The 26,145-nt window shown below is 71.7% G+C and carries 26 protein-coding genes; 3 read left to right on the forward strand and 23 right to left on the reverse strand.

Annotated elements, in window-relative coordinates; translation table 11 throughout:
- Nucleotide 1 precedes the first annotated feature (1 nt).
- The 11 genes from IT780_RS23730 to IT780_RS23780 all read right to left on the reverse strand — a co-directional run bounded on the left by IT780_RS23730 (nucleotide 2) and on the right by IT780_RS23780 (nucleotide 13,571).
- Nucleotides 2-448 carry a MarR family winged helix-turn-helix transcriptional regulator gene (locus IT780_RS23730; protein WP_199513853.1) on the reverse strand — a complete coding sequence of 149 codons (447 nt, stop codon included), beginning with the start codon at nucleotides 446-448 and terminating at the stop codon, nucleotides 2-4.
- A complete protein-coding gene (locus IT780_RS23735; protein ID WP_199513854.1) occupies nucleotides 445-852 on the reverse strand; it encodes an EVE domain-containing protein in 408 nt (135 codons plus the stop codon). Before IT780_RS23735 ends, IT780_RS23730 begins: the two co-directional genes overlap by 4 nt.
- Entirely contained in the window at nucleotides 849-1,283 is a 435-nt protein-coding gene (locus IT780_RS23740) for an SRPBCC family protein (protein ID WP_199513855.1), read from the reverse strand. The genes IT780_RS23735 and IT780_RS23740 overlap by 4 nt, the downstream gene beginning before the upstream one ends.
- Before the next feature lie 71 nt (nucleotides 1,284-1,354).
- Nucleotides 1,355-3,319, reverse strand: coding sequence for a sensor histidine kinase (locus IT780_RS23745; RefSeq protein ID WP_233413398.1), 1,965 nt, complete (start codon nucleotides 3,317-3,319; stop codon nucleotides 1,355-1,357).
- A gap of 110 nt (nucleotides 3,320-3,429) precedes the next feature.
- Nucleotides 3,430-4,572: a sensor histidine kinase gene (locus IT780_RS23750; protein WP_199513857.1), complete on the reverse strand. Its 1,143-nt coding sequence runs from the start codon at nucleotides 4,570-4,572 to the stop codon at nucleotides 3,430-3,432.
- Entirely contained in the window at nucleotides 4,565-5,236 is a 672-nt protein-coding gene (locus IT780_RS23755) for a response regulator transcription factor (protein ID WP_199513858.1), read from the reverse strand. The genes IT780_RS23750 and IT780_RS23755 overlap by 8 nt, the downstream gene beginning before the upstream one ends.
- A gap of 1 nt (nucleotide 5,237) precedes the next feature.
- The gene (locus tag IT780_RS23760; RefSeq protein WP_307831337.1) at nucleotides 5,238-5,885 is read right to left on the reverse strand and encodes a VanZ family protein; all 648 of its coding nucleotides are present in this window, start codon (nucleotides 5,883-5,885) and stop codon (nucleotides 5,238-5,240) included.
- Between the two features lie 5 nt (nucleotides 5,886-5,890).
- The gene (locus IT780_RS23765; RefSeq protein ID WP_307831338.1) at nucleotides 5,891-7,018 is read right to left on the reverse strand and encodes a serine hydrolase domain-containing protein; all 1,128 of its coding nucleotides are present in this window, start codon (nucleotides 7,016-7,018) and stop codon (nucleotides 5,891-5,893) included.
- Between the two features lie 162 nt (nucleotides 7,019-7,180).
- Complete coding sequence (locus tag IT780_RS23770) at nucleotides 7,181-8,152, reverse strand: methyltransferase (protein WP_199513860.1); 972 nt, start codon at nucleotides 8,150-8,152, stop codon at nucleotides 7,181-7,183.
- The gene (locus IT780_RS23775) at nucleotides 8,149-10,617 is read right to left on the reverse strand and encodes a PEP/pyruvate-binding domain-containing protein (RefSeq protein ID WP_199513861.1); all 2,469 of its coding nucleotides are present in this window, start codon (nucleotides 10,615-10,617) and stop codon (nucleotides 8,149-8,151) included. Before IT780_RS23775 ends, IT780_RS23770 begins: the two co-directional genes overlap by 4 nt.
- 68 nt (nucleotides 10,618-10,685) lie before the next feature.
- Nucleotides 10,686-13,571, reverse strand: a complete 2,886-nt coding sequence (locus IT780_RS23780; protein WP_199513862.1) for a helix-turn-helix transcriptional regulator — start codon at nucleotides 13,569-13,571, stop codon at nucleotides 10,686-10,688.
- 130 nt (nucleotides 13,572-13,701) lie between these two features.
- Here IT780_RS23780 and IT780_RS23785 point away from each other — a divergent pair, with 130 nt between their 5' ends.
- Complete coding sequence (locus tag IT780_RS23785; RefSeq protein ID WP_199513863.1) at nucleotides 13,702-14,355, forward strand: hypothetical protein; 654 nt, start codon at nucleotides 13,702-13,704, stop codon at nucleotides 14,353-14,355.
- Between the two features lie 17 nt (nucleotides 14,356-14,372).
- Here the strand turns inward: IT780_RS23785 and IT780_RS23790 are convergent, their stop codons facing one another.
- From IT780_RS23790 to IT780_RS23830, 9 genes are all read right to left on the reverse strand, one after another.
- Nucleotides 14,373-14,729, reverse strand: coding sequence for a hypothetical protein (locus tag IT780_RS23790; protein WP_199513864.1), 357 nt, complete (start codon nucleotides 14,727-14,729; stop codon nucleotides 14,373-14,375).
- A 4-nt stretch (nucleotides 14,730-14,733) separates the two neighbouring features.
- Entirely contained in the window at nucleotides 14,734-15,213 is a 480-nt protein-coding gene (locus IT780_RS23795) for a hypothetical protein (protein ID WP_199513865.1), read from the reverse strand.
- 272 nt (nucleotides 15,214-15,485) lie between these two features.
- Nucleotides 15,486-15,959 (reverse strand): SRPBCC family protein, encoded by a 474-nt coding sequence (locus IT780_RS23800; protein WP_199513866.1) that lies wholly within the window; start codon nucleotides 15,957-15,959, stop codon nucleotides 15,486-15,488.
- Nucleotides 15,960-15,990: 31 nt separating this feature from the next.
- Nucleotides 15,991-18,009, reverse strand: coding sequence for an ABC transporter permease (locus IT780_RS23805; protein ID WP_199513867.1), 2,019 nt, complete (start codon nucleotides 18,007-18,009; stop codon nucleotides 15,991-15,993).
- Nucleotides 18,006-19,436, reverse strand: a complete 1,431-nt coding sequence (locus IT780_RS23810) for an extracellular solute-binding protein (RefSeq protein ID WP_199513868.1) — start codon at nucleotides 19,434-19,436, stop codon at nucleotides 18,006-18,008. Before IT780_RS23810 ends, IT780_RS23805 begins: the two co-directional genes overlap by 4 nt.
- A 251-nt stretch (nucleotides 19,437-19,687) precedes the next feature.
- Nucleotides 19,688-20,458 carry an IclR family transcriptional regulator gene (locus IT780_RS23815; protein WP_199513869.1) on the reverse strand — a complete coding sequence of 257 codons (771 nt, stop codon included), beginning with the start codon at nucleotides 20,456-20,458 and terminating at the stop codon, nucleotides 19,688-19,690.
- 139 nt (nucleotides 20,459-20,597) lie between these two features.
- Nucleotides 20,598-21,209 carry a phosphoesterase PA-phosphatase gene (locus tag IT780_RS23820; protein ID WP_199513870.1) on the reverse strand — a complete coding sequence of 204 codons (612 nt, stop codon included), beginning with the start codon at nucleotides 21,207-21,209 and terminating at the stop codon, nucleotides 20,598-20,600.
- Nucleotides 21,210-21,291: 82 nt separating this feature from the next.
- The gene (locus IT780_RS23825; protein ID WP_233413399.1) at nucleotides 21,292-21,645 is read right to left on the reverse strand and encodes a hypothetical protein; all 354 of its coding nucleotides are present in this window, start codon (nucleotides 21,643-21,645) and stop codon (nucleotides 21,292-21,294) included.
- Nucleotides 21,646-21,650: 5 nt separating this feature from the next.
- A complete protein-coding gene (locus tag IT780_RS23830) occupies nucleotides 21,651-22,151 on the reverse strand; it encodes a hypothetical protein (RefSeq protein WP_199513871.1) in 501 nt (166 codons plus the stop codon).
- A gap of 465 nt (nucleotides 22,152-22,616) precedes the next feature.
- Between IT780_RS23830 and IT780_RS23835 the strand changes: the two genes are divergently transcribed.
- Nucleotides 22,617-23,810 (forward strand): MFS transporter, encoded by a 1,194-nt coding sequence (locus IT780_RS23835; protein ID WP_199513872.1) that lies wholly within the window; start codon nucleotides 22,617-22,619, stop codon nucleotides 23,808-23,810.
- Nucleotides 23,811-23,826: 16 nt separating this feature from the next.
- Here IT780_RS23835 and IT780_RS23840 read toward each other — a convergent pair whose 3' ends face one another.
- Both IT780_RS23840 and IT780_RS23845 read right to left on the reverse strand, forming a co-directional pair.
- The gene (locus tag IT780_RS23840) at nucleotides 23,827-24,615 is read right to left on the reverse strand and encodes an alpha/beta fold hydrolase (RefSeq protein ID WP_199513873.1); all 789 of its coding nucleotides are present in this window, start codon (nucleotides 24,613-24,615) and stop codon (nucleotides 23,827-23,829) included.
- A gap of 55 nt (nucleotides 24,616-24,670) precedes the next feature.
- Nucleotides 24,671-25,156 (reverse strand): nuclear transport factor 2 family protein, encoded by a 486-nt coding sequence (locus IT780_RS23845; protein ID WP_199513874.1) that lies wholly within the window; start codon nucleotides 25,154-25,156, stop codon nucleotides 24,671-24,673.
- 70 nt (nucleotides 25,157-25,226) lie between these two features.
- Between IT780_RS23845 and IT780_RS23850 the strand changes: the two genes are divergently transcribed.
- Complete coding sequence (locus tag IT780_RS23850; protein ID WP_199513875.1) at nucleotides 25,227-25,763, forward strand: TetR/AcrR family transcriptional regulator; 537 nt, start codon at nucleotides 25,227-25,229, stop codon at nucleotides 25,761-25,763.
- A gap of 7 nt (nucleotides 25,764-25,770) precedes the next feature.
- Here IT780_RS23850 and IT780_RS23855 read toward each other — a convergent pair whose 3' ends face one another.
- The gene (locus tag IT780_RS23855) at nucleotides 25,771-25,983 is read right to left on the reverse strand and encodes a hypothetical protein (protein ID WP_199513876.1); all 213 of its coding nucleotides are present in this window, start codon (nucleotides 25,981-25,983) and stop codon (nucleotides 25,771-25,773) included.
- Nucleotides 25,984-26,145: the final 162 nt, after the last annotated feature.

Raw genomic sequence — 26,145 nt, forward strand, 5'->3', positions numbered from 1 at the left:
GTCACTGCCCTCCCTGACGTAGCACGCGCAGCGCCTTCGTGAACCCGGGCAGGTCGCCGCCCAGGCCGGCGAAGAAGGCGGTGTCGCAGGCCTCCACCGCGACCACGGCCTCGTTGGCCAGGTCCCGCCCCGCCTCGGTGACGGCCACCGCTCGGGCGCGCCGGTCGGTCGGGTGCGGCGGGCGGTGCACCAGGCCGCGGCTTTCCAGCGTACGGAGCACCTGCGAGGTCATCATCGGGTCGGTGGCGGCCATGTCGGCGAGGGCCCTCTGGGTGACCGCCCCGGACGCCTGCAGGTACGTGAGCGTCGCCAGCAGCACGAACTGCACGTGCGTGATGTCGTACGGTTTGAGCGCCGCCCGCTGCGCCGCCTGCCACCGGTTCGTGACCTGCCACAGGAGCAGCCCCGGGCTGTCGTCGGCGCTCTCGTGGCGGGTCGCGAGACTCACTGCGCCACCATCGCCGCGTGGATCCGGCCGAAGTCGTCCATGGTGAGCGGGACCAGGCCGCGGCGCAGCTGGGCGCCCCAGCCCGGCCGGGCGGTGAGCTCGAGGCCCAGCGACCGGATGGGCGTCTCGGTCACGTCCGCGAGGTAGTCGACGCGGCGCCGCCAGGGGTGGAAATTCCCCTCGTGCGCCTGCCAGATCTCGTCGTCGGCGACCACGCCCAGCGCGGTGAACGCCTGCAGCGGATCGCCGTCGCGCAGGCTGGTCCGCGGCGAGTAGTAGACGAGCCAGTCGCCGGCCGCGAGCCGGGCGAGCCCGTCGCGCTTGCCGTGGCCGAGCTGGGCGATGCCCCGCTCGGTGCCGCGCCGGACGTGGTCGCGGCACACCACGCCGAGCCAGTGGTTCATGCCGTCACCCCGGCCGTACGCGCAGCCGCCTCGAGCCGGGCGAGGTCGCCGGCCAGGCCCTTCGCGATGCCCTTGCCCAGGACGGCTTTCCAGAAGAAGGCGAGCGGGCCGGCGAGGGTGACCCGTACGGAGACCGTGGTGGCCCCGTCGGCGTCCACGTCGACGAGGTGCTGGAACGTCAGCCGCGCCCCGAGCAGCAGGGAGACGTCGGTGAACTCGCGGCCCGGGACCAGCGAGCTGACCACGAACCGGGTGACCGGGCCGCCCTTGGGCTTCAGCGCCCCGGTCGCGCCGGTGCGGAACGGGCCGTCGAGGCGTACCCATTCGGTGTCGGTGTTCCAGTCCGGCCAGGTGGCCATGTCCGCCCAGCGGTCGAAGAAGGCCTGGGGCTGTACGTCCGAGGTGAGCCGGGCAGTCGCGATCGTCGTCATGAACTTAGTATGCGCGCTTACTATCTTGCCCGCAAGTCCCCCGTCGCGGTGCCGGCCACCGACGGCCGGCCTCAGTCCTCCGCGGCGTGGCGGGGTGCCGCACCGCGGTCGGCGGTGGCCCGGCCCCGCTGTCCCGCGATGCCCACCAGCTTGGCCGCGTTCGACCGGCGGGTCAGCGGGACCGGCCTGGCCTCCGGGGCGGCCACGGGCACCGCCAGCTCCGCCGGCACGGTCACCGTCGCGGTGGTGCCCCGCTGGGCGGACGGCGCGAGGACGACCCGGATGCCGCGCTGGGCGGCGAGCAGCGCCACCACGACGAGCCCCAGCCGCGAGCTCGTGGCCGGGTCGAACTCCTGCGGCTGGGCCAGCCTGCGGTTGGTCTCCTCCAGGGCGGACGCCGACATCCCCAGACCGTCGTCCTCGATCTCGACGACGACGCCCTCCGCGACCCGGTGCCCCGAGACCCGCACCGTGGTGTCCGGCGGGGAGAACGTGGTGGCGTTCTCCAGCAGTTCGGCGAGCAGGTGCCCGATGTCGGCGACGGCCCGCTCCGGCACCTCGGCGTCCGGCACCACCCCGATCCGGATGCGCTCCGCGTGCTCGACCTGGCCGGCGGCCCGGGAGACGATCGCGGTCAGCGACTCCGGGCCGAGCCCGCGCCGGCTCCGGGCCGAGCCCGAGAGAATCACCAGGTGCTCGGCCTGCCGGCGCATCTGCACGGCCAGCTGCCCGGCCCGGCCCGCGGCGGCGTCCGTACCCGGCATCTGGGCGAGGGCCTCGAGCTGACGGTCGATCAGGGTCTGGTTGCGCCGTGCGACGTTCACGAGGACCCGGTTCATGTCGTACCGCATGGCGGCCTCGCCCGCGGCGGAGTCGACCGCGCTGCGCTGCACCTCGCTCAGCGCCGCTCCCACGTCGGCGATCTCGTCATCGCCGAGCGAGAGCCGCAGCCTGTTGCTCTCCACGTCGATCTGCTCCCCGGCACGCAGCCGCGCGACCATCTCGGGCAGCCGCCGGTGCGCGAGGTCGTTCGCCGCCGTACGCAGCACCGACAGCCGCCGCACCACGGAACCGCCGATGCGGATCGACAGGAACAGCGAGATGAGGATCGCGATCAGGCCCAGCCCGCCGAAGATGCCGAACCGCCACAGGACCCGGTCGCGTTCCGCGCTCGCGAAGCCGACGGCCTTGTCGTAGCCCGTACCGAGGAAGTCGTAGAGCTGCCGTACGGCTGGGGTGAAGGTCGCCTTCCAGACCTCGCGGGTCAGCGGTACGGCGTCCCCCGCTCCCCCGGTGTTGAGCAGCTGATCCTCGGCGGCCCGCAGCGCGGCGAAGGCCGGGCTGCTCAGCATGCTCTTGAAGGCCGCCTGGTCCGGGGCCGGCAGCGTGGACCCGGCGGTGGGGATCTGGAACCGCAGCGCCCCGACGATCTCGGTCAGCTGCCGGTACTCCCCGTCGCCGAAACGCCCGGCCGTCGTCACGCCGGTCAGCAGCGCGTCCTCCTGGTGCAGCAGCTCGCCTGCCCGGCGCAGGCCGACCGACGTCCGCATGACCCGTTCCACCAGCGGATCGCTGGAGGCCGCGGTGGCCGTCGAGACGCTGAACGCGTAGCTGATGACGCTGCTGTACCCGCTCAGCACGGCGGCCGGCGCGACGGTCCGGGCGTCGACCTGGGTCCGGAGCAGCGCCAGCGAGTCGAACGCCGGGCCCATGTCCGCGATCCGGGAGCGGAGGATCTCGGCGGAGATGCCCCTGCCCCGGTAGAGCTCGGCGTGCTCACGGAACGCGGAGACGGACGCGTCGGTCGCCGCGCGCTGGGAGCCGATGGCGGCGGCGCTCCCGCCCGGCGCCGCGAGCACCTCGATGGACGCGCTGCGTTCGGCCTGCAGCGCCGCCACCAGCTGGTCGCACGGGATGCTCACGTTCTCCCGGGTGTTGCGGCTGTCCCGCAGCCCCGCCGCGGCATCGAAAGAGTCCTGCACGTCCAGCGCCCACAGCGCGATCAGCGCCACCACCGGCAGCAGCAGCGCCAGCATGATCTTCGAGCGAATGGACCGTGGTTTGCTCCGCATGAGATGTCAGCCCCTCCGGACCCTCCAAGTGATCCGGCATTATGTACTCGCGCCACCCTGAAACGGTTCAGCTTTCAACGATTACTGTCTGAAGTGCGACACGTATGGGCTTCCGGGGCAGCGCCTCGGAGTCGCACCGTGACCACAAGGCCACCGGGGGTGCCCGGAGCCAGGTCGAGCGTTCCGTGGTGGGCGCGGACGATGCTGCGCACGATGGCCAGGCCGAGGCCGGCCCCCGCGTGCTCGCCGGTGCGTACGCGCTCCGCTCCCCGCTGAAAGGGTTCGGTGAACGTCGGCACCACGGCCGGGGCGAGCGGGCGGCCCGTGTTCTCCACCCGCAGCACGCTCGTGTCGCCGTACGCCCCGGTGTGCACGTGCACGCTGCCGCCGCTCGGGAGGTTGTGGACGACGGCGTTCTGCACGAGGTTCATCACCATCCGCAGCAGCAGCTCGGCGGAGCCGCTCACCGGGGCCGCGCCCCCGGTCACCTCCAGCCTGATGCCGCGCTGCTCGGCGAGGGGCAGCAGCGTCTCGGCGGCTTCCTCGGCAAGCAGCGAGAGGTCCACGCGCTCGCGGGCGAAGTCTCCCCGGTCGCCGCGGCTGAGCACGAGCAGCGCCTCGGTGAGCTCGATCGCGCGGGTGTTCACGGCGTACAGGCGCTCGATCAGTTCGTCGCGGTCCAGCGCGGGATCCCTGCGGGCGACCTCGAGAAGCGTCCGCGAGACGGCCAGCGGCGTACGCAGCTCGTGCGACGCGTTAGCAGCGAACCTCTGCTGCTCGGCGACGTGCGACTCCAGCCGTTCGAGCATCGAGTCGAACGCGTCGGAGAGCTCACGGAACTCGTCCCCGCGGCCCGCCAGCCGGACCCGGTGGGACAGCGAGCCGTCCGCGGCCAGCCGGGTGGCACGCGTGAGGTGACTCAGTGGTGCGAGCATGCGCCCGGCCAGGAGCCATCCCCCGGCCAGGCCGAACAGCAGAAGGAAGGCCAGCACCACGGCCGCCCTCGGGGCGAAGGCGCGCAGCAGATCCGACCGGTTCGGCACGAACCTCAGGGGCATGGCGTGCCCGAGCGGCCGCGGGGTGTCGACCACCTCCGGTACGTACCGCAGCAGGAACACCCACACCGTGGCCAGGATCAGGCCGCCGGCCAGCATGACGAACCCGGCGTAGCTCAGAGTCAGCTTGAGGCGGGCGCTGAGACCCGGCGCTCTAGTCACCGTCCGCTCCCTCGATGCGGTAGCCGACGCCCGGCACCGTGGCGATGATCCACGGTTCGCCGAGCCGCTTGCGCAGCGCGGAGACGGTGATCCGGACCGCGTTGGTGAACGGGTTGGCGTTCTCGTCCCAGGCCCGTTCGAGCAGCTCCTCGGCGCTCACGACACCACCCTCCGCCGCCACGAGCACCTCCAGCACGGCGAACTGCTTGCGGGTCAGCGGGACGTACCTTCCGTCGCGGAAGACCTGCCGGCGGAAGGGATCCAGCCGCAGGCCCGCGATCTCGCGGACCGGGGGCCGGGCGTACGCGCGCCGGCGGTCGAGCGCCCGCAGCCGCAGGACGAGCTCGCGCAGCTCGAACGGCTTGGTGAGGTAGTCGTCGGCGCCGAGCCCGAACCCGGAGGCCTTGTCGTCGATGCGGTCGGCCGCGGTGAGCATCAGGATCGGGATGCCGCTGCCGGACGCGACGATGCGCCGGGCCACCTCGTCCCCGGAAGGACCCGGGATGTCCCGGTCGAGGACGGCGAGGTCGTAGGAATTGACGCTCAGCAGCTCCAGCGCCGTCGCGCCGTCGCCGGCGATGTCGGCCGCGATCGCCTCCAGCCGCAGCCCGGCCCGCACCGCCTCGGCCAGGTACGGCTCGTCCTCCACGATGAGAACCCGCACCTCAGCCCGCCACCTGCTCGGCGCGATGCTCGATCCCCTCGCCGCTCCGCCACCATCTCCGCGACGCCAGCCCGGCCAGCGCGGCGCCGGCGGCATTGACGAGGACATCATCCACCGAGGACACCCGGTCGAGCTGCAATACGTACTGGGCGACCTCGACCAGGACCGAGCAGCCTGCCCCGAGCGCCAGGACCCGCGGCACGGACGCCACCAGGGCGAACCGCATCGGCGCGAAGAAGCCCAGCGCCGCGAAGATCAGCAGGTTGCCGGCGATGCCGAGCGGGCCCATCGTGGCGAGATCCCGCAACGGCACCAGGCTCACCCGGCCCGGCACCACGCCCGCGCCCGGCCCCGGCATCATCGTGATCCACACGAACGGCACCGTCCCGTACACCATGCCCACCTCCGCCAGCGACAGCCGCCACGCCGTCCCGGCACCGCCCGCCCGCCGGCGTCGGGCCGTGGCCAGGGCCCACACCACCAGACCGGCCACCGGCAGGCCGAGCAGCATCATGAGCAGCACACCATTCTCGGTGTCGTAACAGCCGTGCCACCGCCCCGCCAGGCACTGCGGGGCGGCCATCAGCAGCGGCCGCCGCAGAACGTACGCGATCCCCGCGACGCAGACCACCGCGAGAACCGCCCTCACCCATCTCACCCGCCGGCACCGCCCTCGGACACGACCCCCGTGACGGCCGCGGTCTCCCGAGCGATCATCTCCTGCAGCGGCGCGCCGTCACAGTTACTGAGGATGACACCGACCCAGCCGGTATCCGGATAGATGCTCCAATTCGCACCAACCCCGGGATTCCCCCCGGCGCGCTGGAACGCCCACTGGCCGCCCACGATGTCGAGCGCGACCCCGTACGCCCCGAACGACGCCGGACCGTGCGGAAGCTTGGCGCCGGTCAGCACATCGGCCCACGGCCGGTCCAGCAGGGTGCCGTCGCGCAACGCGTACGCGAACCGGGCAAGATCCGGCGCGGTGGCGAAACCCCCGTCGCCGGGCGCATCGATGAAGGCCCGCCCCGGATTTTTGCCCGCCATGTACGGGTACGCGCTCCCCACGTCCAGGTGGCGCACGGCATCCACCACGCTCCCGCCGGCCACGTCCATGTACGGGTGCGCGACGTGCCGGTCGGTGAGCCACCGCGGCCGGGTGAAGAAGCCCGACCGGGTCATCCCGCACCGCCGGAAGACGTTCTCCTCGACATAGTCCCAGTACGTCGTACCCGTCACGGCCTCCACGACGAGGGCCGGAAGCAGGACCTCGGGTTCGGCGTGGGTGGTGCTGGGAAGCCCCGGAACCCCCACGAGCCGCGACTCCCGGGCCCGGCGGACGTAGTAAGCATGGACCTCCGCCCTGCTCCGGAAGACCCGTTCCACGTCCTCGTCCGGGCTGGCCAACCCCGAGGCACCGGACAGCAGATGATGAATGCTCACCCGTTCGGCGATCTCCTTGTCCAGCCCCCGCAGATACTTGCCGACCGGATCGGACAACTGCAGCTTGCCACGCTGCGCGAGCTGCAGAATGGCCACGGCGTGGAACGGCTTACCGGCGGAGCTCAGGCTGAACGCCGTGCCCTCGTGGTTGCGGATCCCGCGCTCGCGGTCGGCCATGCCGTAGCTGCGCGACAGGACTGTGCGGCCCCGGTGGGACAGCAGGACGACACCGGAGAACCTGCCGTCGGCTGCCAGGTCCGCCACGTAGCGGTCGTACGCCCCGCCGGGCCGGGTGTCCGGCGGGGTGGGGGCGTGCGCCCCGGCGGGACGGGCTCCCACGAGCGGTACGCCCGCAACGGCCGCCCCGCCCCACCGGAGCAGCCTTCGCCGATCGATCCTCCGTACGGAATCCCCTGCCATGGTTTCGGTCCCTTCAGCTGGTCGGACCTCCACCCAAGCCGGAACCATGTTGCGACGGCGTATGCGTTTTCCGCCGGACCGTCAGACCGCCGCCGGGGTCCGGTCGGTCGCGGCCACCCGGGCCAGCACCAGGGAGAGCGGGACGCTTCCGCCCAGCGGTACGACGTCCGGCTCCTCGAAGCCGGCGCCCGCGAGCCAGGTGCGGTAGTCCCCGAGCTCGTGCACACCGCCCGCCGAGGTCCGCCCGGCAAGCCCGAGCGCGTAGAGCGCGACCGCCCGCCGGGCGGCGATGTCCCCGGCGGCCGCGGGCAGGACGTCCACCACCGCGACCCGCCCGCCCGGCCGCAGCAGGGAGGCGACCCGGCGGAGCAGGTCGGCGCAGGTCACCCGGTCGAAGAGGTGGCAGAGGTTGGCCACCACGGCGACGTCGAACCGCGGCGCCGGCGCCTCCCCGACCGTCAGCACGTCCGTGCCCCAGAACGAGAACCGGCCGGCCACGCCCGCGACGTCGACCGCGGCCCGGGTGGTGGGCAGAACCTCCGGCAGGTCGAGGGCTGTGACCCGGGATTCCGGGGTACGGCGGGCGACGGCGATGCCGTAGACCCCTCCCCCGGCGGCGACGTCGAGAACGTCCCGCACGCCGGGGCCGAGGACGTCCGCGACCCGGTCCGCGATGTCGCGTTGCGCGGCCGAGAGCGCGGCGACCGCACCGGGATAGAGGCGGCCCGCCCCGTCTGCGGTACGGACGTCGACCGGCGGCAGGCCGGTGCGGACCGTCTCGTCGAGCCGGTCCGCGGTGGCCAGCAGCCCGCCGATCTGGTCGGCGCCGGGAACGGCGAGCCGGAACCGGCCGGGCTCGGCCGCGACTACGCCGATCGCGTCGAGCGCCTCGAGCAGCAGCCGCGTGCTCCGGGGGTCGGTACCGGCCCGCGCGGCGACGTCCTCGACCGGGCCGGGAGCCACGGCGAGCGCGGCCAGCACGCCGGCCCGCTCCGCGGCGCGCAACGCGGCCACGATGTGGATGGCTTCCGCCACGGCGTTGAACGTGGTCATCGGTCGCTCGCCGAAACGATCGTGACGATGCCGTTCGTGCCGTCAACGCGGACGACGTCGCCGTCCGCGAGCCGGGACGTCGCCGACGCGGTCGCGACGACGGCCGGGACGCCGTACTCGCGCGCGATGATCGCCGGGTGGGACAGCGTGCCGCCGGAGTCGGTGACGAGCGCGCCGACCGACGGGAAGAGCACCGACCACACCGGAGACGTCGACGGGCAGACGAGGACGTCGCCGGGTCGCAGCCGGGAGAACTCGCTCTCGTCGCGGACGACGCGGACCGTACCGGTATAGACGCCGGAGGACCCGGCAACGCCGTGCAGCGGGCCGGTGGTGTCGCCGGGGCGCACCGGCGCGAAGATCTGACTGGTCGTCCAGAGGAACGCTTCCATCGCGAACCGCGCCGGGCCGGGCAGCAGGGACAGCGGCGGCGGGTCGGCCGGGGCCGGCCCGTACACGTCGGGGCCCGGGTGGGCGAGCACCCAGGCGCGCTCGCCGAGCCGGCGAAGGACGACCTCGCGCTGATCGGAGCGGTCCTCGAGCGCGGCGATGAGCTCGTCGGCGTCGAGCATGAAGGCGTCCCCGGGCTGGTCGACCTGGCCGCGTTCCGCCAGCCGTACGCCGATCGCGAGGGCGGCGTGGTGCAGCACCGCCAGTGGCCGGCTGACCGTCGTGAACTCGTTGTCCTCCCGTACCGGATAGGCCAGCGTCGCGGCCGCGAGGTCACGCTCGAAACGTTCCGCGTCGGCATCCGCGCGGCCGGCCAGGGAGCGGCGGGCGGCGGCGAGCGCCTCCTCACGGTTGCGCGCCACGGCCGCCTCCTGGGCCGCGGGATCGGCGTCGCCGTCGAGCAGGTCGCGCAGCAGACCCAGGACAAGACCGGGTCGCTCGTCGAGGGTCGGCTCGGCAGCGTCGTACTGCAGCGCCCGGCAACCGAAGTCCCGCAGGTACGCGTCCAGCGCCTCGGCGACGGCCGGGTCGGCGGCCTGCACGTCGGCCAGCGGCGCGCCCTCACGCAGCCGGGCCAGCGCGGCCGGGGAGCGCCGGACGAGCCCGGCCACGTCGGCGAGCGCACGGGCCGGCGCCGTCGACCGGTGCGACGTGCCGGACACGAGCCGGAAGGTCTCCGCGACGTCGAGGCCGAGGACGTCCCGGCAGGTGAAGAAGAATCGCGACAACTCCATGCACAGAGCGCCGTGCAACCGGAAGTGCACGTCCGTGCCGTCCCGGACGAGCGTGACGGCGTCCCGCAGGTGCCCGGCGAGCGCGTCGTCGCTGAGCCCCGCCCGGTCGACGGCCAACAGCTCGGTGGTACGCCTCGTCAGGTCGGGCTGCCACCGGTCGTGCCAACGGCGTACCCATCGCCCGGGAAGGTCCTGATCCTGGGCCTGGAGCGCCGCAGCGTTGCGGCTGCGCATGGGTGGTGCCAGCCGAGCCGCGAGCCAGGTCACCCAGGCCGGCGCCTTCGGCGGCTCCTTGCCGCCCAGCGGGACGATCCGCTGGTACTCCCAGCCGCCGATGTCGAGGAACTCGATACCGTCGACGAGCAGCCCGAGGTCCCTGCTGACCTCGGCGAGCGTCCGGCTGCGACGGTCCAGCCAGGACCGGTTCAGCGGGGTCCACGGCAGCGGCGCGTGGCTGGCCTCCCGCTGCCAGAAGCCGGGCGGCGGGTCGGCAGGCACCTCGACCGGTACGACGACCCGGGCGGACTCCGGCAGGGTCGTCACCGGGCGCGCCTGCAGCAGGTGAACCGTGCCGTCCGCGTCGAGCGCCCACTCGACGTCCTGCGGGCCGTCCAGCAGCTCCTCCGCGCGGCGGGCGACGTCCGCCACGGCTCCGGCCTGCGCCGCGGTGAGGACCGCACCCTCCGGTGACTGCGCGGTACGGGTCGCGACCTGACCGACGTGCCAGTGTTCGGGGGTCGCGGCACCGCTCACCAGCCGCTCGCCGAGCCCGCGGACGGCGTCGATCGTGACGACGTCACGCGCCCCGGTCACCGGGTCGGCGGTGAAAGCGACGCCGGCGGCGACTGCCTCGATCAGCGGCTGGACGAGGACAGCGATCGGGGCGGCCTCGCGTCCGGTGCTGCCGTGATACCGGGCGACACGATCGGCGCCGGCCGAGGCGCGGCACCTCTCGACGGCGGCGATCAGGGCGTCGCGGCCGCGGACGTCGAGGACGGTCTCGTAGAGCCCGGCGAACGAGGCGTCGGCGCGGTCCTCGTCGAGTCCGGACGACCGTACGGCGAGCGGGACGTCACCCCACCGGGCGGCGGCCGCTGCCAGCAGATCCGCGACGCGCTCGTCGAAGGTGGCGTCGGCGCGCAGCACGACGCCGTCGGGCACGGGCAGGCCCAGGGCGAGCAGGCGGGCGAGCGTCGCGGCTTTCCGGCCCGCGATCGACGGGTCCGTCGCGGCGTCGAGCTCGAGCACCGCGGCGAGGTTCAGGGTGGTTGACGGGGTCATGGTCGGGCTCCTCCTCGGCTGTGAGGAGGATGTTTCCGCCATCCCTGGTTCCCGCGGCATACGCAGGCCTACGTATTTCCGGTCCGGTCGAGCACGTAGCGGGTCAACGCGGTGCGGGAGGAGACCCCGAGGCGTACGTAGATGTTCTGCAGGTGCGTCGTCACCGTCCGCGGGCTGATGAACAGCCGACGCGAGACCTCCGCGTTCGACAGCCCCTCCGCCACCAGCCGCGCGACCTCCTCCTCGCGCGGGCTGAGGTCGAGCGGTCCGGTCGCGGGCCGGGCCCGCACGGTCCGTACGCCCAGCCGGCGCAGCACGGCGCGGGCCCGATCCGCCTCGTGACCCGCCTCGATCCGCTCGGCGGTGCTGAGCGCGGCGCGGACGGCCTCCCCCGTCGCCGCGTCAGCCGTGCCCGCGTCGAGAACGGCGGTGGCGGCGTCGAGCCGGGCCGAGACCTCGTCCAGCCGGTACCCGAGCGCCGCGTAACGGCCCGCGGAGTTGGACAGTGCCGCCGCGGCCGCCCCCGGGTCACCGGTGGCCGCCAGCAGCAGCCCTTCCATCCGGCGTACGGAGGCAGCGGGCCACGGCGAGCCCGGCCCGACCTCGCGCAGCCGGCTCAACGCCTGCCGGGCGGCCGGCACGTCACCGTCGAGCAGGCACGCCTCGGCGAGCACCTGCAGGCAGCCGCCGAGCAGGGCACTGCCCGCCGAAAGAGTCTCCTCGGCGCGGGCGCGGGCACGAGCCGCATCACCGGACTGCAGCAGCGCGAGGCATTCGACGTACTCGATCGGTGAGAACGCGTGCCGGTCGCCCTGTGCCCAGTGACCGTGCTCCGACCGGACCGCCGCGACGAGCGCGAGTGCCTCCTCGGCCCGGCCGCGCCGGACCAGCCCCTGCCCGCGTACGGCCTGCCGGATCAGCACGCCTCGCTGGAAGCGGCCGCCGAGGTCCAGGTCGCTGAACTTCGCCAGCCATCGCGCCTCCGCGGCCACGTCCCCGCGTACCTGGGCGATGAAGCTGAGATAGAGCAGGTACACGCCGCCGAGCGTCGGCACCCCCAGCCGTGCCGCGAAGCGGAGCCCGTCGAGGCTGTCGTGCTCCGCCGTGGCGAGATCACCCCGGGTGAAGGCGAGCTGTCCCCCGGGGCGGCGGACGTGCTCGCGCAGCACGTCGTCGCCGGTCGCGTCGGCCAGCGCGTACAGCTCGCGCACCGACGGCACCGCCGCCTCGAGCTGTCCTCGGCGGATCATCAGCGCGATGCGGGCGTACAGCTCCATCAGGCGTGCCTTGCCGGAACCGGTCTCCCGCGCCAGAGCACCGAGCCGGTCGAGCTCGACGGCGAGCCGCGCGTCGTCGACGCGGCCGGCGAGCGTCGTCCGGGTCTCCTGCAGGGCGACGTGGCCGGGTCCCACGGGGACAGTGGCCAGCTCGTCCTCGGCATCGGCGAGCCGCTGCCAGGCCTCGTCGAAGCGGCCGACGTTCCAGTCGGTGAGCGCCGCCCGCCGGAGGCGGTCCGCGCGCTCCGGACCGGGCGGGCCGGCAGACGCGGCCCGCGACCAAGCGGTGGTCGCGGCGGGGAAGTCACCGATGATCTCGGAGGCGACGGCGAGGATGCCGAGCAGTTCGGCCCGGCGGTCGTCGTCCGCAGCGAGCCGGTCCAGGGCGGCCTGCGCATCCGCTGCCGCCTCCTCCCCCGCCCGCCGGCGAAGGGCCTCCGCGGCGGCCGGGACCAGCACGTCGAGGGCTTCCTCCGCCGGAAGCTCGGAACCCGCACCACGGACGTGGCGGGCCGTCCGGGACGCGTCCCCGGGCATCGAGGCCCGGGTGGCACGTGCGAGAGCGGCATGCAACCGGCGCCTCGTGACGGCCGGCAGCCGCTCGTGCGCGACCTCGGCGAGCAGCGGGTGGGAGGGGCGGTAGGCGACGCCATCCGGCCCTTCCTCCTCGACGATCAGGCCGGAGGTGAGCAACCCGGTCACCCCGTCGAGCGCCCGCTGCTCGCCGAGGACCGCGGCCACCAGCGCGTGCGGGACCGCACCCGGGCTCACCGCGAGAAGATCCAGGACGGCCTGCGCCGTCTCCGCCAGCCCCGAGATCCGGTCACCCATGAGCTCGGCGACGGCTGCCGGCACCGGTACGTCCGGCGTACGGTCGAGCACCCAGTGCCCGTCGACGCGGCGCAGCGCCCCCGAAGCCAGCAGCGCGCCGACGATCTCGCTGACGAACAGCGGCACGCCGCCGGACCGCTCGACCAGCAGCTCGGTCAGCGCCTGCGGGGCGGCCCCACCCACGAGCGCCTCCGTGATGGCGGCGACGTCCCCGGCGCCGAGGCCGCGCAGATCCAGCGCGGTGAACTCGGCCGCCCGGCGCAGCGCGGCCAGCACCTCCGGCACCTCGGCGCGGTGGGTGAGAAGAAGCAGGAACGGCCGCTCGGCCAGCCCACGGACCAGATACTGGACCAGGCCCAGGGTGGCGGCGTCCGCCCAGTGCACATCGTCGAGCAACCACGCCACCGGCGCCCGCCGGGTGGACCGCTCGACAAGCCGCCGAACCGCCTCGAACAACCGCGTACGCTCCAGCCCCGGATCTCCCAGATCGGCAGGCGCCGGAACATCGAGCCCGTCGAAGAGCCGGGCCAGGTCGGTGAACCCCTGCCCCAGCGCGGCCCGGCCGTCGACAAGCGGCCGCAGCGCCTCGACCACGGGCGCCAGTGACAGCTCCCGATCCCACGGCCCGGCGGCGCCGGCGAGCACGGTGAACCCCGAGCCCTCGGCGATCGCCAACCCCTCCCGCGCCAGCCGGGTCTTCCCGATGCCGGGCTCCCCGCCGATGGCAACGACCTGGGCCCGGCCGGCAGCGGCCCGCCGCACGGCATCCCGCAGAACCCGACACTCCCCCGCCCGGCCGGTGATCGGCGGCGGCGCCGGGCGGGCGTCGCGCTCCCCCCTGACCAAGGACGGGCCTCCTGTCGTCGACCGTCACCGTATGCCCAGGTCAAACCCGGCCGACGGTCCCCACAGCGTACTCAAACCCGAGCGGTGCGGCGGTAGGGTCGAACCCGACATCGATGGAGGTGTACGGCAGATGCGTCTGGTGGACCCACGGACGCATCGGCTGGCCACGGTTCCCTACCGGGCGGCGGGCGTCGGTGGCGCGCCCCGGAACGTCCAGCTGAGCATCGAACGGTTGCAGGTCGACGAGCTCCCGGCCGGATGCGACGCGACGCTCGCCGCCGGGGACCTGCAAGGAGTCGCGCCCTCGCCGCTCGGCGGAGCGCCGCAGCTGCTCGGCATCGCGGTCGCCGACTATCTGGCCGTGTGGGCGGAGAGCGGACTGCTGCCGCCGGCCGACCGGGTCGGCGTCCTGCTAACCGGCGACCTGTACTCAGCACCTGAAGCCGACCGCCGCGGCGCGTCCGGCGCGGTCCTCGACGTGTGGCTCGCCTTCGCCGCCGCGGGGTGCCCGATGGTGTACGGAGTGGCCGGCAACCACGACGACGTGACCGCCGCGCAGGTTGCGGAGCTGGGTTCCCACGTAGCACTGCTGGACGGCGACCGTCGCGGCTTCGGCGGCACGACGTTCGCTGGAGTCTCCGGAATCATCGGCGACCCCGAGCGTGCCATGCGCCGTACGGCCCTGACGCTCTGCGGACATGTCGACTGGGACGAGCCGTTGTCGCCCCTCGGCGCCGGGCACGTCGTCAACGTCGACGCTCGGGTGGTCATCTTCACGACCTGAGCCGTGTCAAGGCAGTCCTACGGTTCTTCCGCGAGCAAAGACCGAATCAGCTCCGACAGTTCCCGAAGAAACTCAGCGGCGCCGGCATCCGTCGGGTCGTCGTCGAGCGGCCAGCCCGCGTCGCCGGCCACCATCCGCAGCAGCGTGCCCGCCGGCAGCTCAGCGGCCAGCACGGCATCTATGGCTTCGAGCCCCTCCCGCAGCGGCCACGCGCTGTGCTGAAGAGTCATCCGAAGTTCGTCGCGGACTTCAACCCACCCGTCGGTATCCGCGACGTGACTACGCAGCAGGGAACGGACCTTCTCCAGTGGCGGCCGAGATTGCTTCTCCGCCATTCGAGCCCGCAATGACGCGGGCATCTGCGAGGCGTCCATCGCGTCACAGTATCCCGGCTGGGAAGGCGCTGACGAGGAAGTGCTGTGGAGGGTCCGAGCCCGGCACCATCCTGATACGAAGCCGCACCAAGCTGGTCGGTGTGTACTCCGCACGGCGGGGGCCGAAACCGTACATCCCGCCGTTGAGGAAACCCTCGCCGACACGGTGGCCGGCGTCGAAGCGACCCTCATGCACGCCGTCGATCGCCAGGTCGCCGCGGATGGTTTCCCAGTTCCGCCGTACATAGTCGTTGATCTCGCGCGTCATGACCGACGGGTCGTCCCACTTGAACGACTGATTCTCGGGTTGCGCCCAACCGTGCTCGCCGTAGATCCGGCCCTCGATTGTCTGAACTCCGGGCTCATGTCGCAGCGGGACGCCGGGACCATGCCGGTCCAGCGTATGCGCTCTGGGATGAGCAGCGTCGTTGAGTGCGACATCCACTTTCGGCGGGTCAGGCCCCAGCCGGTCGTACACGTTCATGACGTGCGCCAAGTATGGATCTTCGGTGACTCGAGCCGGACCAGTGTCGCGGTCCTGACTTGCACGTCCCCGCTGGACCATCCGCATGGCGGAGTCCTGGGCGGCGGCCACGCTCCGAGCATCGTGGCGAGATCCCGTCGCCCTCGCCGCGATGAGGCGGCTCCGGTCCGCCGGCACCGCTGCCGGTCGGATTTCTCGGTCGCGCGGTCACGGCTGCCCTCGCTGATGCGCGCTCATCGCTCGATTGAAATCCCTGCCCGGAGTGACCCGTCTCAGCGGGCTTGCCGCTCCACGTCCTTCGCCATGGCGCGAAGGGTCGCCCCGAAGCCGACCCGACCGGCAAGCGACAACACCGGCCCCACGAGCCGCGTAACCCGATGGGGAGTCACCGTCACGTCCTCGTCCCAGTCCACCCTGCTCCGGCCGCCCGCCAGCGGCACCACCGAGAATCCCGCCCGGCCCAGCACCACCCTCCCCCGCTTGACCACCTCGCAGCGGCCCGGGTCGTCGTCCGGGCCGTCCCCGCCCGGCGGCTGCCACAGCTCGACCGTCATCGGGTCGTCGAATGCCAGCGGCCCGATCCCCGTCCGGGCGACGAATTCGGCGCCCGCGCCGTCGGGCCGGGGGGAGGTGACCCGTACGCGGGTCAGCGGCGCCCAGTCGCCGTGGCGGGGCCAGTCGACCATCGTGGCCCAGACCGTGGTGGCGGGCGCAGCCACCTGCTGCGTGACGGTGAAACGGGCCATGTGATCCACGATAGCCCGGCAGAAGCCATGGTCAGCCCTTCACCGCCCCCGCCGTCAGCCCTTCCGTCAGGAACCGCTGGCCGAAGGCGTACATGATCACCACCGGGATGCTCACCAGCAGCGACGCCGCCGCCAGCTGTCCCTGCGGGACCACGTCGCCGGCGATCATCGACTGCATGCCGACCGGGAGCGTCTTGTACTCGTCCTTGGTGATGAACACGAACGCGAAGAGGAACTCGTTCCAGGCGTTGGTGAGGGTGAACAGCGCGACCGCCAGCACTCCCGGCTTGGCCAGCGGCAGCACCACCCGCCCGAACGCCTGAACCCGCGAGCAGCCGTCCACGAGCGCGGCCTCCTCCAGTTCGGCCGGGATGGACGAGAAGTATCCGGCCAGCAGCCAGGTCGCGAACGGGAGCGTGAAGGTCGGGTACGTCAGCACCAGCGACCACAGCGAGTCGGTGAGCCGTACGCCGATGAGCAGCTGGTACAGCGGGATGAACAGCAGGGCGCCCGGCATCACGTACGTCAGCAGCACCGTGACGGTGAAGCCCTGCGCGCCGCGGAAGCGCAGCCGGGCCAGCGCGTAGCCGCCCAGGACGGCGCAGATGAGCGCCACCACCGTCGACGCGCCGGACACCAGCAGGGTGTTGGCGTACCAGCGGCCGAACGGCTGGTTGGTGAAGAGCGCGCTGAACTGCTCGAGGGTCCACGGCGTCGGCCACAGGTCGTGGGTACGCGTGACGACCTGGCCCTCGGACTTGAAGGCGGTGACGGCGATCCAGTACAGCGGGGCGAGCACGAAGGCGAGCAGCCCCGCCATGGCCACCCAGGATCCCGTCCGCGACACCACGGCCGACGTGCGGCGACCGCCGCGGGCCTGGAGCGTCGACACCACCCGGCCCACCACCGCCGCGATCAGCAGGATCACGCCGAGGACGACAACGGCCTTCCAGAAAATCTCCGGTGACGCCCACGCCAGCAGGCCGGTGAACACAGCCGTGAGAATCCAGGGCAGCGCCTTGCGCATCGTCCCGGGCTGCCCGTCGCTGCGGCGCCCGCGGAGCGGCCCCGTGCCGGAATCGCGGCGCAGCAGCCGGACCAGGAAGAACACGAGCCCGCCGATGACCGGCAGCATGACGAGCGTGACCGCCGCTCCCGCGCCGTACTGCAGCTGCAGGATCGCTTTCGAGTACGCCACCAGCACGTACGGTGCGGTCACGTCGCCCGGACCGCCCTGGGTGAGCAGCCAGATGAGGTCGAAGTTGTTGAACGTCCAGATCGACGACAGGGTCACCGTGACGGTCATGACGTGGCGCAGTCCGGGCAGCGTCACGTGGGCGAAGCGCTGCCACGCCGAGGCGCCGTCGATGGTCGCCGCCTCGTACTGGTCCGCCGGGATGGCCTTCAGCCCGGCGAGGAAGCAGACCGTGAAGAACGGCACGCCCTTCCACACGTTGACGAGGATCACCGACGGCATCGCCAGCGACGGGTCGGACAGCCAGCCCGCGGGCCAGCTGTCGACCAGGTGCGCGTCGGCCAGCAGCGGACCGATGCCCGAGCTGGTGAGCAGGGTGTTGACGCTGCCGAAGATCGGGTCGAGCAACGTACGCCAGCTGAACGCCGTCACCACCGTCGGCACCACCCACGGCACCAGCAGCAGCCCGGTGAGCACGGCGCGGCCGCGACGCCGGTGATGCAACAGCAGGGCCGCGGCAAGACCCAGGACAACCTTGAAGATCTCGGCGTACGAGGTGAAGACGAAGGAGTTCACCACGCCGGTGCGGAACTGCTCGTCGCCGGCGAGGGCGAGGTAGTTGTCCAGGCCGACGAAGACGCTGTCCTGCCCGTGGCGTTCCGTGGTGCTGGTGATCATCGACCGGGCGATCGGCAGGAGCACGAGCACGCCGACCAGGATGGCCGTCGGCGCGAGGAACAGGGCCGCCAGCCGCCAGTCGCGACCCAGCCACCGCTGGGTCTTCGTGAGGGAGCCCGGCCCCGGTGGCGAGGGTGCCCGCTTCACCGGGGCCGGGGCCTGACGAACGGTGCTCACTGGGGCAGACCCTGCTGGTTGAAGATCTGCACCATTTTCGCGTGAGCGGCGGTCACCGCCTGCGCGGGAGCGGTTCCCTGAACGACCTGCTGCATCATGTCGGTCAGGACGTAAGCGGCGACGACGGCCTGCTGGCCGGCGCTGGCCTTCTGCGGGAAGGCGAGGCCGTTCTTCGTCTTCAGCGGCAGCGGCTGCTGGGACATCGTGCGCAGCAGCGGGAACGACGGGTCGCCGCCGGTGAAGTACGGGTCGGCGTCCCAGACCTTGTCCCAGGCGGGCATCACCAGGCCGGGCGCCTCCTTCGCGACCCCGACCAGGGCGGGCCCGCTGACCAGGTACTGCGCGAGGAGCTTGGCGAGCGCCGCGTTCTTGGCTCCCTTGAAGACGACGAACCCCTGGGACTGGCCGAGCAGCAGGGACTTGTCGGTCGCCGGCCCGGTGCAGTCGGAGAAGACGTGCGTGTTCTCGTACACGGGATTCTTCTTGGTCTTGGAGTCCGCGTAGACGCTGAAGCTGTTGCGGGTGTAGCCGAGGATCCCGGCGAGCCAGTTCTCGTTGTTGCTGGTGTCGGTCCAGCTGGCCACGCCCGGCGGCAGCATCGGCTTGTACTTGGGGTTGGTGTAGATGTCGCCCAGGAACGTCACGGCCTGCACCGTCTCGGGCGAGTTGAACGTGACCTTCCGGCCGTCGTTGGAGGCGATCGACCCGCCGTACGCGTTGATCAGCGCCTCGATCACGCCGTTGCCGTCGCCGGACCGGTTCATCGTGAGGCCCCACCCGAACCGGCGCTTGCCCGGATCCGAGATGGCCAGGCACAGGTCGCGCAGTTCCTCCCAGGAGTAGACGTCCTTGGGGGCGATGCCCTTCTCCTGCATCCAGTCCTTGCGCAGGAACGACCCGATACCGATGAAGTGGTACGGGATCGCGAACCACTTGCCGTCGAAGACGCAGAAGTTCTTGGCTTCCGCGCAGGGTTCGCCGTACTTGGCGGTCAGCGCCTTGACGACGTCCGTCACGTCCTCCAGGTCGCCCAGGGCGTGGAACTGCGCGATGAACCGGGAGTCGGTCATGAACGCCAGGTCGCGCGCGACACCGCCCTTCACCTCAGCATCGATCTTGGCCACGACGTCGCCGGCGTCGGCCTGGACCAGGCTGTTCTCGATCTTCGTACCGGTGGAGTCGGCGAACTTACTGATCGACTTGTCGAGCGCATCGTTCGCCGTGGCCGAGTAGAGCTTCTGCGACAGCACCCCCATCGAGGAACCCTTGAGCGACACCGCCTGGTCGAGCAGTTCCTTCGGAACGTCCGGCTGCACACTCGCGGACGAGTCGGAGCTGTCCCCGCACGCGGCCAGGCCCGCCGCCCCGAGCACTCCCGCCCCCATCCCCAGAACGCTGCGCCGCGACCACAACCGCCTGTCCTCCATGGACATTCGCCTCCCTCGTCTCCCCTGAGCGCTGCACTACCCCGCGTCTCGACGGCAGCGGCCACGGGCTCCGCCGGCTCGACACATCTGATGCGTTCGGCGACGGGCTGAGGAGGCGGCACTGACGGTCCGAGTCGTTCGATATTTCGAACCGCAGTTCGAAATATCGTTTGGAGTGGTCGCGACGCTAGAGGACACCCCCAGGGGTGTCAATGTTTCGATGCGGTTTCTGGCCCGAAGCGGCAAGCCGCCTAACGAAGGCGGCCCAAGTAACCCATGCGGGCGGACAGCGTGGCGGCGCCGTCGCGAACCAGCTCGGCCCACTCCACGTGCGCCTGCGGCGTCCACCGGATGATCGGCGCCGACACGCTCATCGCGGCGATGATCGCGCCCGAATGGTCCCGAACCGCCGCACCGACACACCGCATGGCGCCGTCGGACTCGCCGCAGTCGACCGCCAGCCCGTCGGCCCGTACGCGGTCCAGATGCTCCCGCAGCACGTCGGGGTCGGTGATGCTCTCCGCCGTCATCCCCGGCAGATCGCCCTTCGCCAGCACGGCGTCCAGCTCCGCCGGATCGAGACCCGACAGCAGCACCTTGCCCACCGCCGTACAGTTCGCCGGCAGCCGCCGCCCGACGGCCGAGACCATCCGGACGGGGTGGGTGCTGTCGACCTTGACGAGGTAGATGACGTCGGCGCCGTCGAGCACGGCGACGTGGACGGCCTCGTTGCACGCGGCGGCCAGGTCCCGCGTGACGCCCTGCGCCTCGCGCACCAGATCCAGCCGCCCGGCGAACGCCGCGCCGAGCTGGAACAGCGGCATGCCGAGCCGGTACTGGACCGGCTGGCCGGGCACGGAGATCAGGTACGCCCGCTCCACGAGCGTGACGAGCAGCTCATGGACGGTGGTCCGGGGCAGATCGAGCCGCTCCATCACCTCGCGTGCCGACAGCTGCGGCCGCTCGAGGAACAGGTCGAGAATGTCGAGCGCACGGCTGACCGCCGGTACCACACGGGGCATGGTGAGGATCCCTTCGCACTGCCGAGCCGTGCTCATGATCTGCACGGGCCGGCATGGGAAGAAGCGTAGCCGCGCCGAAACTTGCGGCGAGTGCGGGACTCGTCGCACCCAGCAACGGCCGTACCCCTCAGGCGGCCCGTCACCGGAACGGGAGGAACACCGCCACCATCGCCAGCCCCACCACGGCACCGGCGACGACCTGGGCGACCGAGTGGTCGGTGAGGCGTACCCGGGACCAGGCGACCAGCGCGACCAGCGGCAGCAACGCCCACAGCACGGGACCGTGGACGACGGCCAGGATGCCGGTCGTCATCATGGCCACCATCGCATGGACCGAGATCTTCCAGAAGCTGCTGACCACAATGAGTACGGCGGCATCCACCAGAACCACGGCGACGACCGCCACGAGATCACTCGGCGCCCCGCCGGCCAGCAGCACGACCAGCCCGGCCACGACGCTGACCACGCCGACGACGAACGGCAGCAGCCGGTGCTCCCGAACACCGACGTGCATGTCGGTGAGAGTCCGCCGCCGCACGCGGACGAAGATGTAGCCGAGAGGAATCACGCTGACGAACACGACGGCCACCAGGCCCCACCCGAGGCCCGGCCGGACCCCGGCGGCGTGCACAGGAACGACCAGGAGCAGCACGCTCAGCAGCGCCCCCGGCGACAACACGTCGGTGACCAGCTTGGCGGCCCGCCACGACCGGGTACGCCCCCCAGCAGCCACCCCGGCGGTGGTCATCATGGTGATGGACCCTCCTCCGACACGACGGCGACACGCGACGGTATCCCGCCGCCATCGACACCCATGACACGGCCCAACGGCATCACTCCGCCTCGGAGATCACCTCACGGAGCATCTGGGCGAGGTCACGGAGGAAGTGCGCCGCGCCCGTGTCCGACGGTTCGTCGAGTACCCAGTTGCCGTCCCAACCGACCAAGCGAGCCAGGGTCTCGGGCGGCCAGGACGTGCCGAGAACGGACTCGAACGCACCCAGTACGCGTCGGTGCATGCGAGTGCTGTGCTGGGCGATCCGCCGGAGCCGGGCACGGACTTCGTCCAGGCTTTCGGCATCCGCGACGTGGCCGAGAAGGAATTCCCGCACGGTCTCCAGCGGGGGCTGCGCCTGCTGTTCGGCGAGGTGCACACGCATCGACTCGGGCAGGTCAGGCACAGCCATGAGCATCACAGTAGTCCGAAAGGCACAATGCCGGCCGGGAAGGCGGTCACGATGAATGGCTGCGGCGGGTCCGATCCGGGAACGATGTCTATCGAGACTCGGACGACGCTCGCAGCGGTGTACTGAGACTCCCGCGGTCCGACGCCGTACATGCCCGAGTTGTAGAAGCCCTCCCCCACGCGGTGTCCGGCATTGAAAGCACCGTTGTGCACGCCCTCGACGGCGAGATTGGTACGGATCTCCTCCCAGTTCTCCCGCACGTAATTGTTGATCTCCCGATTCATGGTGGTGTGGTCCGTCCACCGCAGTGACCAGTTCTCGGGCCGAGCCCATCCCACGTCGCCGTAGATCCGTCCCTCGACAGTCTTCATGGCCGGATCTCTCCGCAACGGGATCTCGGGCCCGTGCCGGTCGATGGTGTGCGCACCCTCGGCCCCGTACGCGACATCGTTCCTGGCGACATTGAACTCGGGCGGCTCGGCGCCGAGCCGCTCGTACAGCGCCATGATCCGGGCCAACTCAGCGTCCTCCGGATGCGGCGCGGCCTGAGCGGCCTCACTGCCTGCGCGTGCGGGCCCGGCGTCCGATCCCGGCCGCCCCGCCCGCGCCAGATCACCAAGGGCGGCCTGAGCCTCAGCGACGTTGCGTGCACTGGACCGTGAAGCCGGACGATGCCGCCCGGGCAGCCCTCCACTGTCGTCGCTCCCACTCCCGCGGGGCGCACGCGGCCGACCAGTCACCGTGCGATCCGTTCAGCGGCGCGTCCCACAGCCACCGAACGTAGCAGCCACCGCTGTCGATTCGAGCCGCTCCATCACCACCGGCGAGAGCCGTCCCCAACAGCGCTGACCATCCCTGCCGCAGAAGAGCGTCGTTGACGCCTCGGCGATCTCCATTCGATGATGTTGCCGGGTGCGGGTCGACTTTCGTCGATCGAATCGTTGCGCGGCGCAGCTAGGACGGGGGCTTTGATGGGACGGGCGCCGATCGCCTTGACGTACGCGGCCTTCGTGCTCGTCGGCGTGAACGCCGGCGTCAACGGCGCGCTGCTGGCCGCGCAGATGGACGACTACGCGGTCTCGCGTACGACGCTCGGCCTCACGTTCTTCGCCGGCTCGGCCGGGTTCGTCCTGGCCAGTCTCAACGCCGGTGCGCTGGTCCACCGGTTCGGCATCCGGCTCGCGGCGGCCACCGGCGGCATCGTGTACGTGCTCACCGCCCTGTACGCGGGCACCCGTCCGGCGTTCATAGCGTTCGTGGTGCTCCAGATCGCCTCCGGCTACGCGGTGGGGATCCTCGAGTCGGTGCTCAACGCGTACCTGTCGGACCTGCCCAACGCGACCACCCTGCTGAACCGGCTGCATGGTTTTTTCGGGATCGGGGCGCTGCTCGGACCGCCGGTCGCCACCCGCATCATCGCCGACGCCTCCTGGCCGGCGGTCATGCTGGTGCTGGGTGCGGTGGCCATCCCGCTCACGGCCGGTTTTCTGATCGTCTATCCACGCACCGGATCAGGCCCGGCCATGGTGAAGCCGTCATCGGGCGGCCTTGCCCGCGTCGCGCTTCGTCAGCCGGCGGTCCTGCTCGGCGCCGCGCTCCTGGCTGTCTACGTGGGGCTCGAGCTGGGGATGGGGAACTGGTCGTTCGGCTATCTCGTCGAGGAGCGGCACCAGACCGAGATCTTCGCCGGGTACGCGGTCAGCGGCTACTGGTTCGGATTGACTGCGGGCCGGTTTCTGCTGAGCCCGATCGTCACGCGGCTCGGGCTCACCGCGGTCGGCTTGATGCACATCTGCCTCGCCGGCGTCACGGTCGTCACCGCGTTGACCTGGATCCTGCCCGGTAAAGCCGCGGCCACGGCGGGATTGATGCTGCTCGGTTTCTTCCTCGGGCCGATCTTCCCTACGGCGATGGCCCTGGCGCCTCGGATGACCACCACGCGTCTGGTGCCCAGCGCGATCGGCATCATGAACGCCGGATCGGTTGTCGGAGGGTCGGCGCTCCCCTGGCTTGCGGGCGCGATCGCCGAGAGTGCGGGGATGTGGACGCTGCTGCCGTTCACGCTGGTCCTGGGATTGCTGCAGCATGTGATCTGGTGGCCGATGGCCCGACGGGTGGGCACGGAGCCGCAGTCCCGCAGCTCGGACTCCGCCGCCCACGCATGACCGCCGCGGCGCCGTTTCACCCGCGGAGGAACTCGAGGATCGCCGACCGGAAGTCCGGGTTGCTGCCGATGACATCGTGGCCGCCGCGGACCACGCGCAGACGGGCTCCGGTGATGGCATCGGCGAGAACCTGCGGGCGTACCGCCAGAGGGTCGGCGTCCCCGGCGATGACGAGCGTCTCGGCGGTGATGGCGGCGAGGTCGATGCCGTCGCGGTGCACGGCGCGGGCCTGCGCGGCCAGCGACGGCAGATCGTTTCCCCGCGTCGAGGCGAACGCGACCATGCCCGCGACGTCGGCGTCCTCGGCTTCTCCGCTCAGCAGTGCCCGGGCCAGCCGGTCGCCCGGCAGCGTACGGGTGTCCACACCGCCGACCTCGACGATGCCGGCGCCCACCCCGCCGACGACGAGCCGGCGGACAGCGGTACAACGGGCCGCGGCGAGCAGGGCGACGACAGCGCCCATCGAATAGCCGACGAGATCCACTGCGGGCGCGTCGAGCCGGGCCACGACAGCCAGAAGATCCTCGGCCATCCGTCGCTCGCCGTAGCGCGTGGTGTCGGGCGACTTCGCCGACCGCCCGTGCCCCCGCGCGTCGATGCCGACCACCCACCGGCCGGCGGCGGTGAGCCCGGCGACCGTACCGGGAACCAGCCAGTCCACCATCGTGTCGGCGGCGAAACCGTGCTGCAGCACGACAGGAACGGGATGGGCGTCGACGCCCGCGTCCGGTTCCCAACGGTGCCAGGCGATCGTCGTGCCGTCGTCGACGACGACGGTGGCGGTGTACGGCGGAACATCGGTCACTACGCCTCCTGAAGTTCCCGATAGCGCACGGAGATCGGCTGGCCCATCTTCCGCCTCACTGCCCCGGCGACTGAGCCTGAGGCGCGGTAAGGGCGGCGACCAGAGCGGGCAGGCGACCGAACGCCCGCGCGGAGGCCACGTGGTGGATGTAGTCGCGGGACTCGACGATCTCGCCGTCCCGCACCCGGACCACGAAGATGCACGGGACGGCGAAGGCATGACCGTCGACCACCCCGGCGTACCGGAACTCGAAGACGACGACCTCGGGGTCGGCCGTCTGGTGAACGTGGGCGTCGACGACGTCGTAGCGTTCCACGCCGGCCGGGCGACCACCCCCGCCGAAATGCTCCCGTAGGGCGGCCCGGCTGCTCAGCGGGCGGTCACCGACCGGGTTGAACGGATGCCGGACATCGGTGCGCTCGGCATAACAGGCCGCCAGCTCCTCGATCTGCGCGGCTTCCTCGGCCTCGCTGAGCCCGCCGCGTATCAGCCGGCAGACACCCACGGCGACGGCACGAACGGTTTCCTCGGGCGTACGCATGGCGCTCCTCCTACCGAAGTCCAGACTCCGCTTACCGTAGCGAAGTCTGGGCTTCGGTTAAAGTGACCGCATGCGCCAGGATGCCCGGGAGAATCGCGAGCGCATCCTGATCGCCGCCGACCAGGTCTTCGGCGCGAAGGGCGAATCCGGCTCCACCGAGGAGGTCGCCCGGCTGGCGGGCGTCGGCATCGCGACCGTGTTCCGCCACTTCCCGACCAAGGAAGCACTCATCGAGGCCGCCCTGGTCCGGCACTTCACCGGCCTGCTCGACAAAACCCGGGCAGCGGCCACCGCGCCCGACCCGACAGAGGCGTTCCGAGCGCTGATCCGCGAGATGATCGAACGCGGCGCCAGCAAACTCACCCTGTCATCCATGCTGGACGACGCCCCACCACCCGTCGTCGCAGCGGCAGGCGAACTGAAGACCGCAGTCGGCACCGCCCTCCGACGCGCCCAAGCCACCGGCGCCGTACGACCCGACGTCGGCGTCGACGAGGTCTACCTGCTGATCCGAGGTCTGGCCCAGACAACGGCGGCCACACCGGTCCCAGCACCCATGCTCACCCGCGCGATCGATGTCCTCCTCGACGGCCTCTCCACCGCATAGCGCCGGCCTACATCAGCGTGACTTCGACGGTGAATCCGCGCGCCATCACTCCCTCGAGATGCGCGGCGTGCGCACCCAGGTACTGGATCTCGCCGCTGCTCTCCTCAGTGATCACGCCGATCACCACGTAGTCGTCCGCACCAGCCGTGTCGTCCCCGCAGATACAACATCGAATCCGCTGCGGCACCGGGCCGGTCCACTCGGCATCCTCGCCGCTCATACGCGGCCATCCAGACGAAAGCCGGGTGCCATCGCGCCGTCGAAGTGAGCCGCGTGCGCCCCCAGGTACTGAATGGCGGTGCTCGCAGCTGCGGAAAGCGCCAAGACGATGTAGTCGTCCGCACCTTCGGTGTCGTCACCGCAAATGCAGCACCTCATCCGC

The organism is Nucisporomicrobium flavum, from assembly GCF_016464385.1.
Lineage (GTDB): Bacteria > Actinomycetota > Actinomycetes > Mycobacteriales > Micromonosporaceae > Actinoplanes > Actinoplanes flavus_A.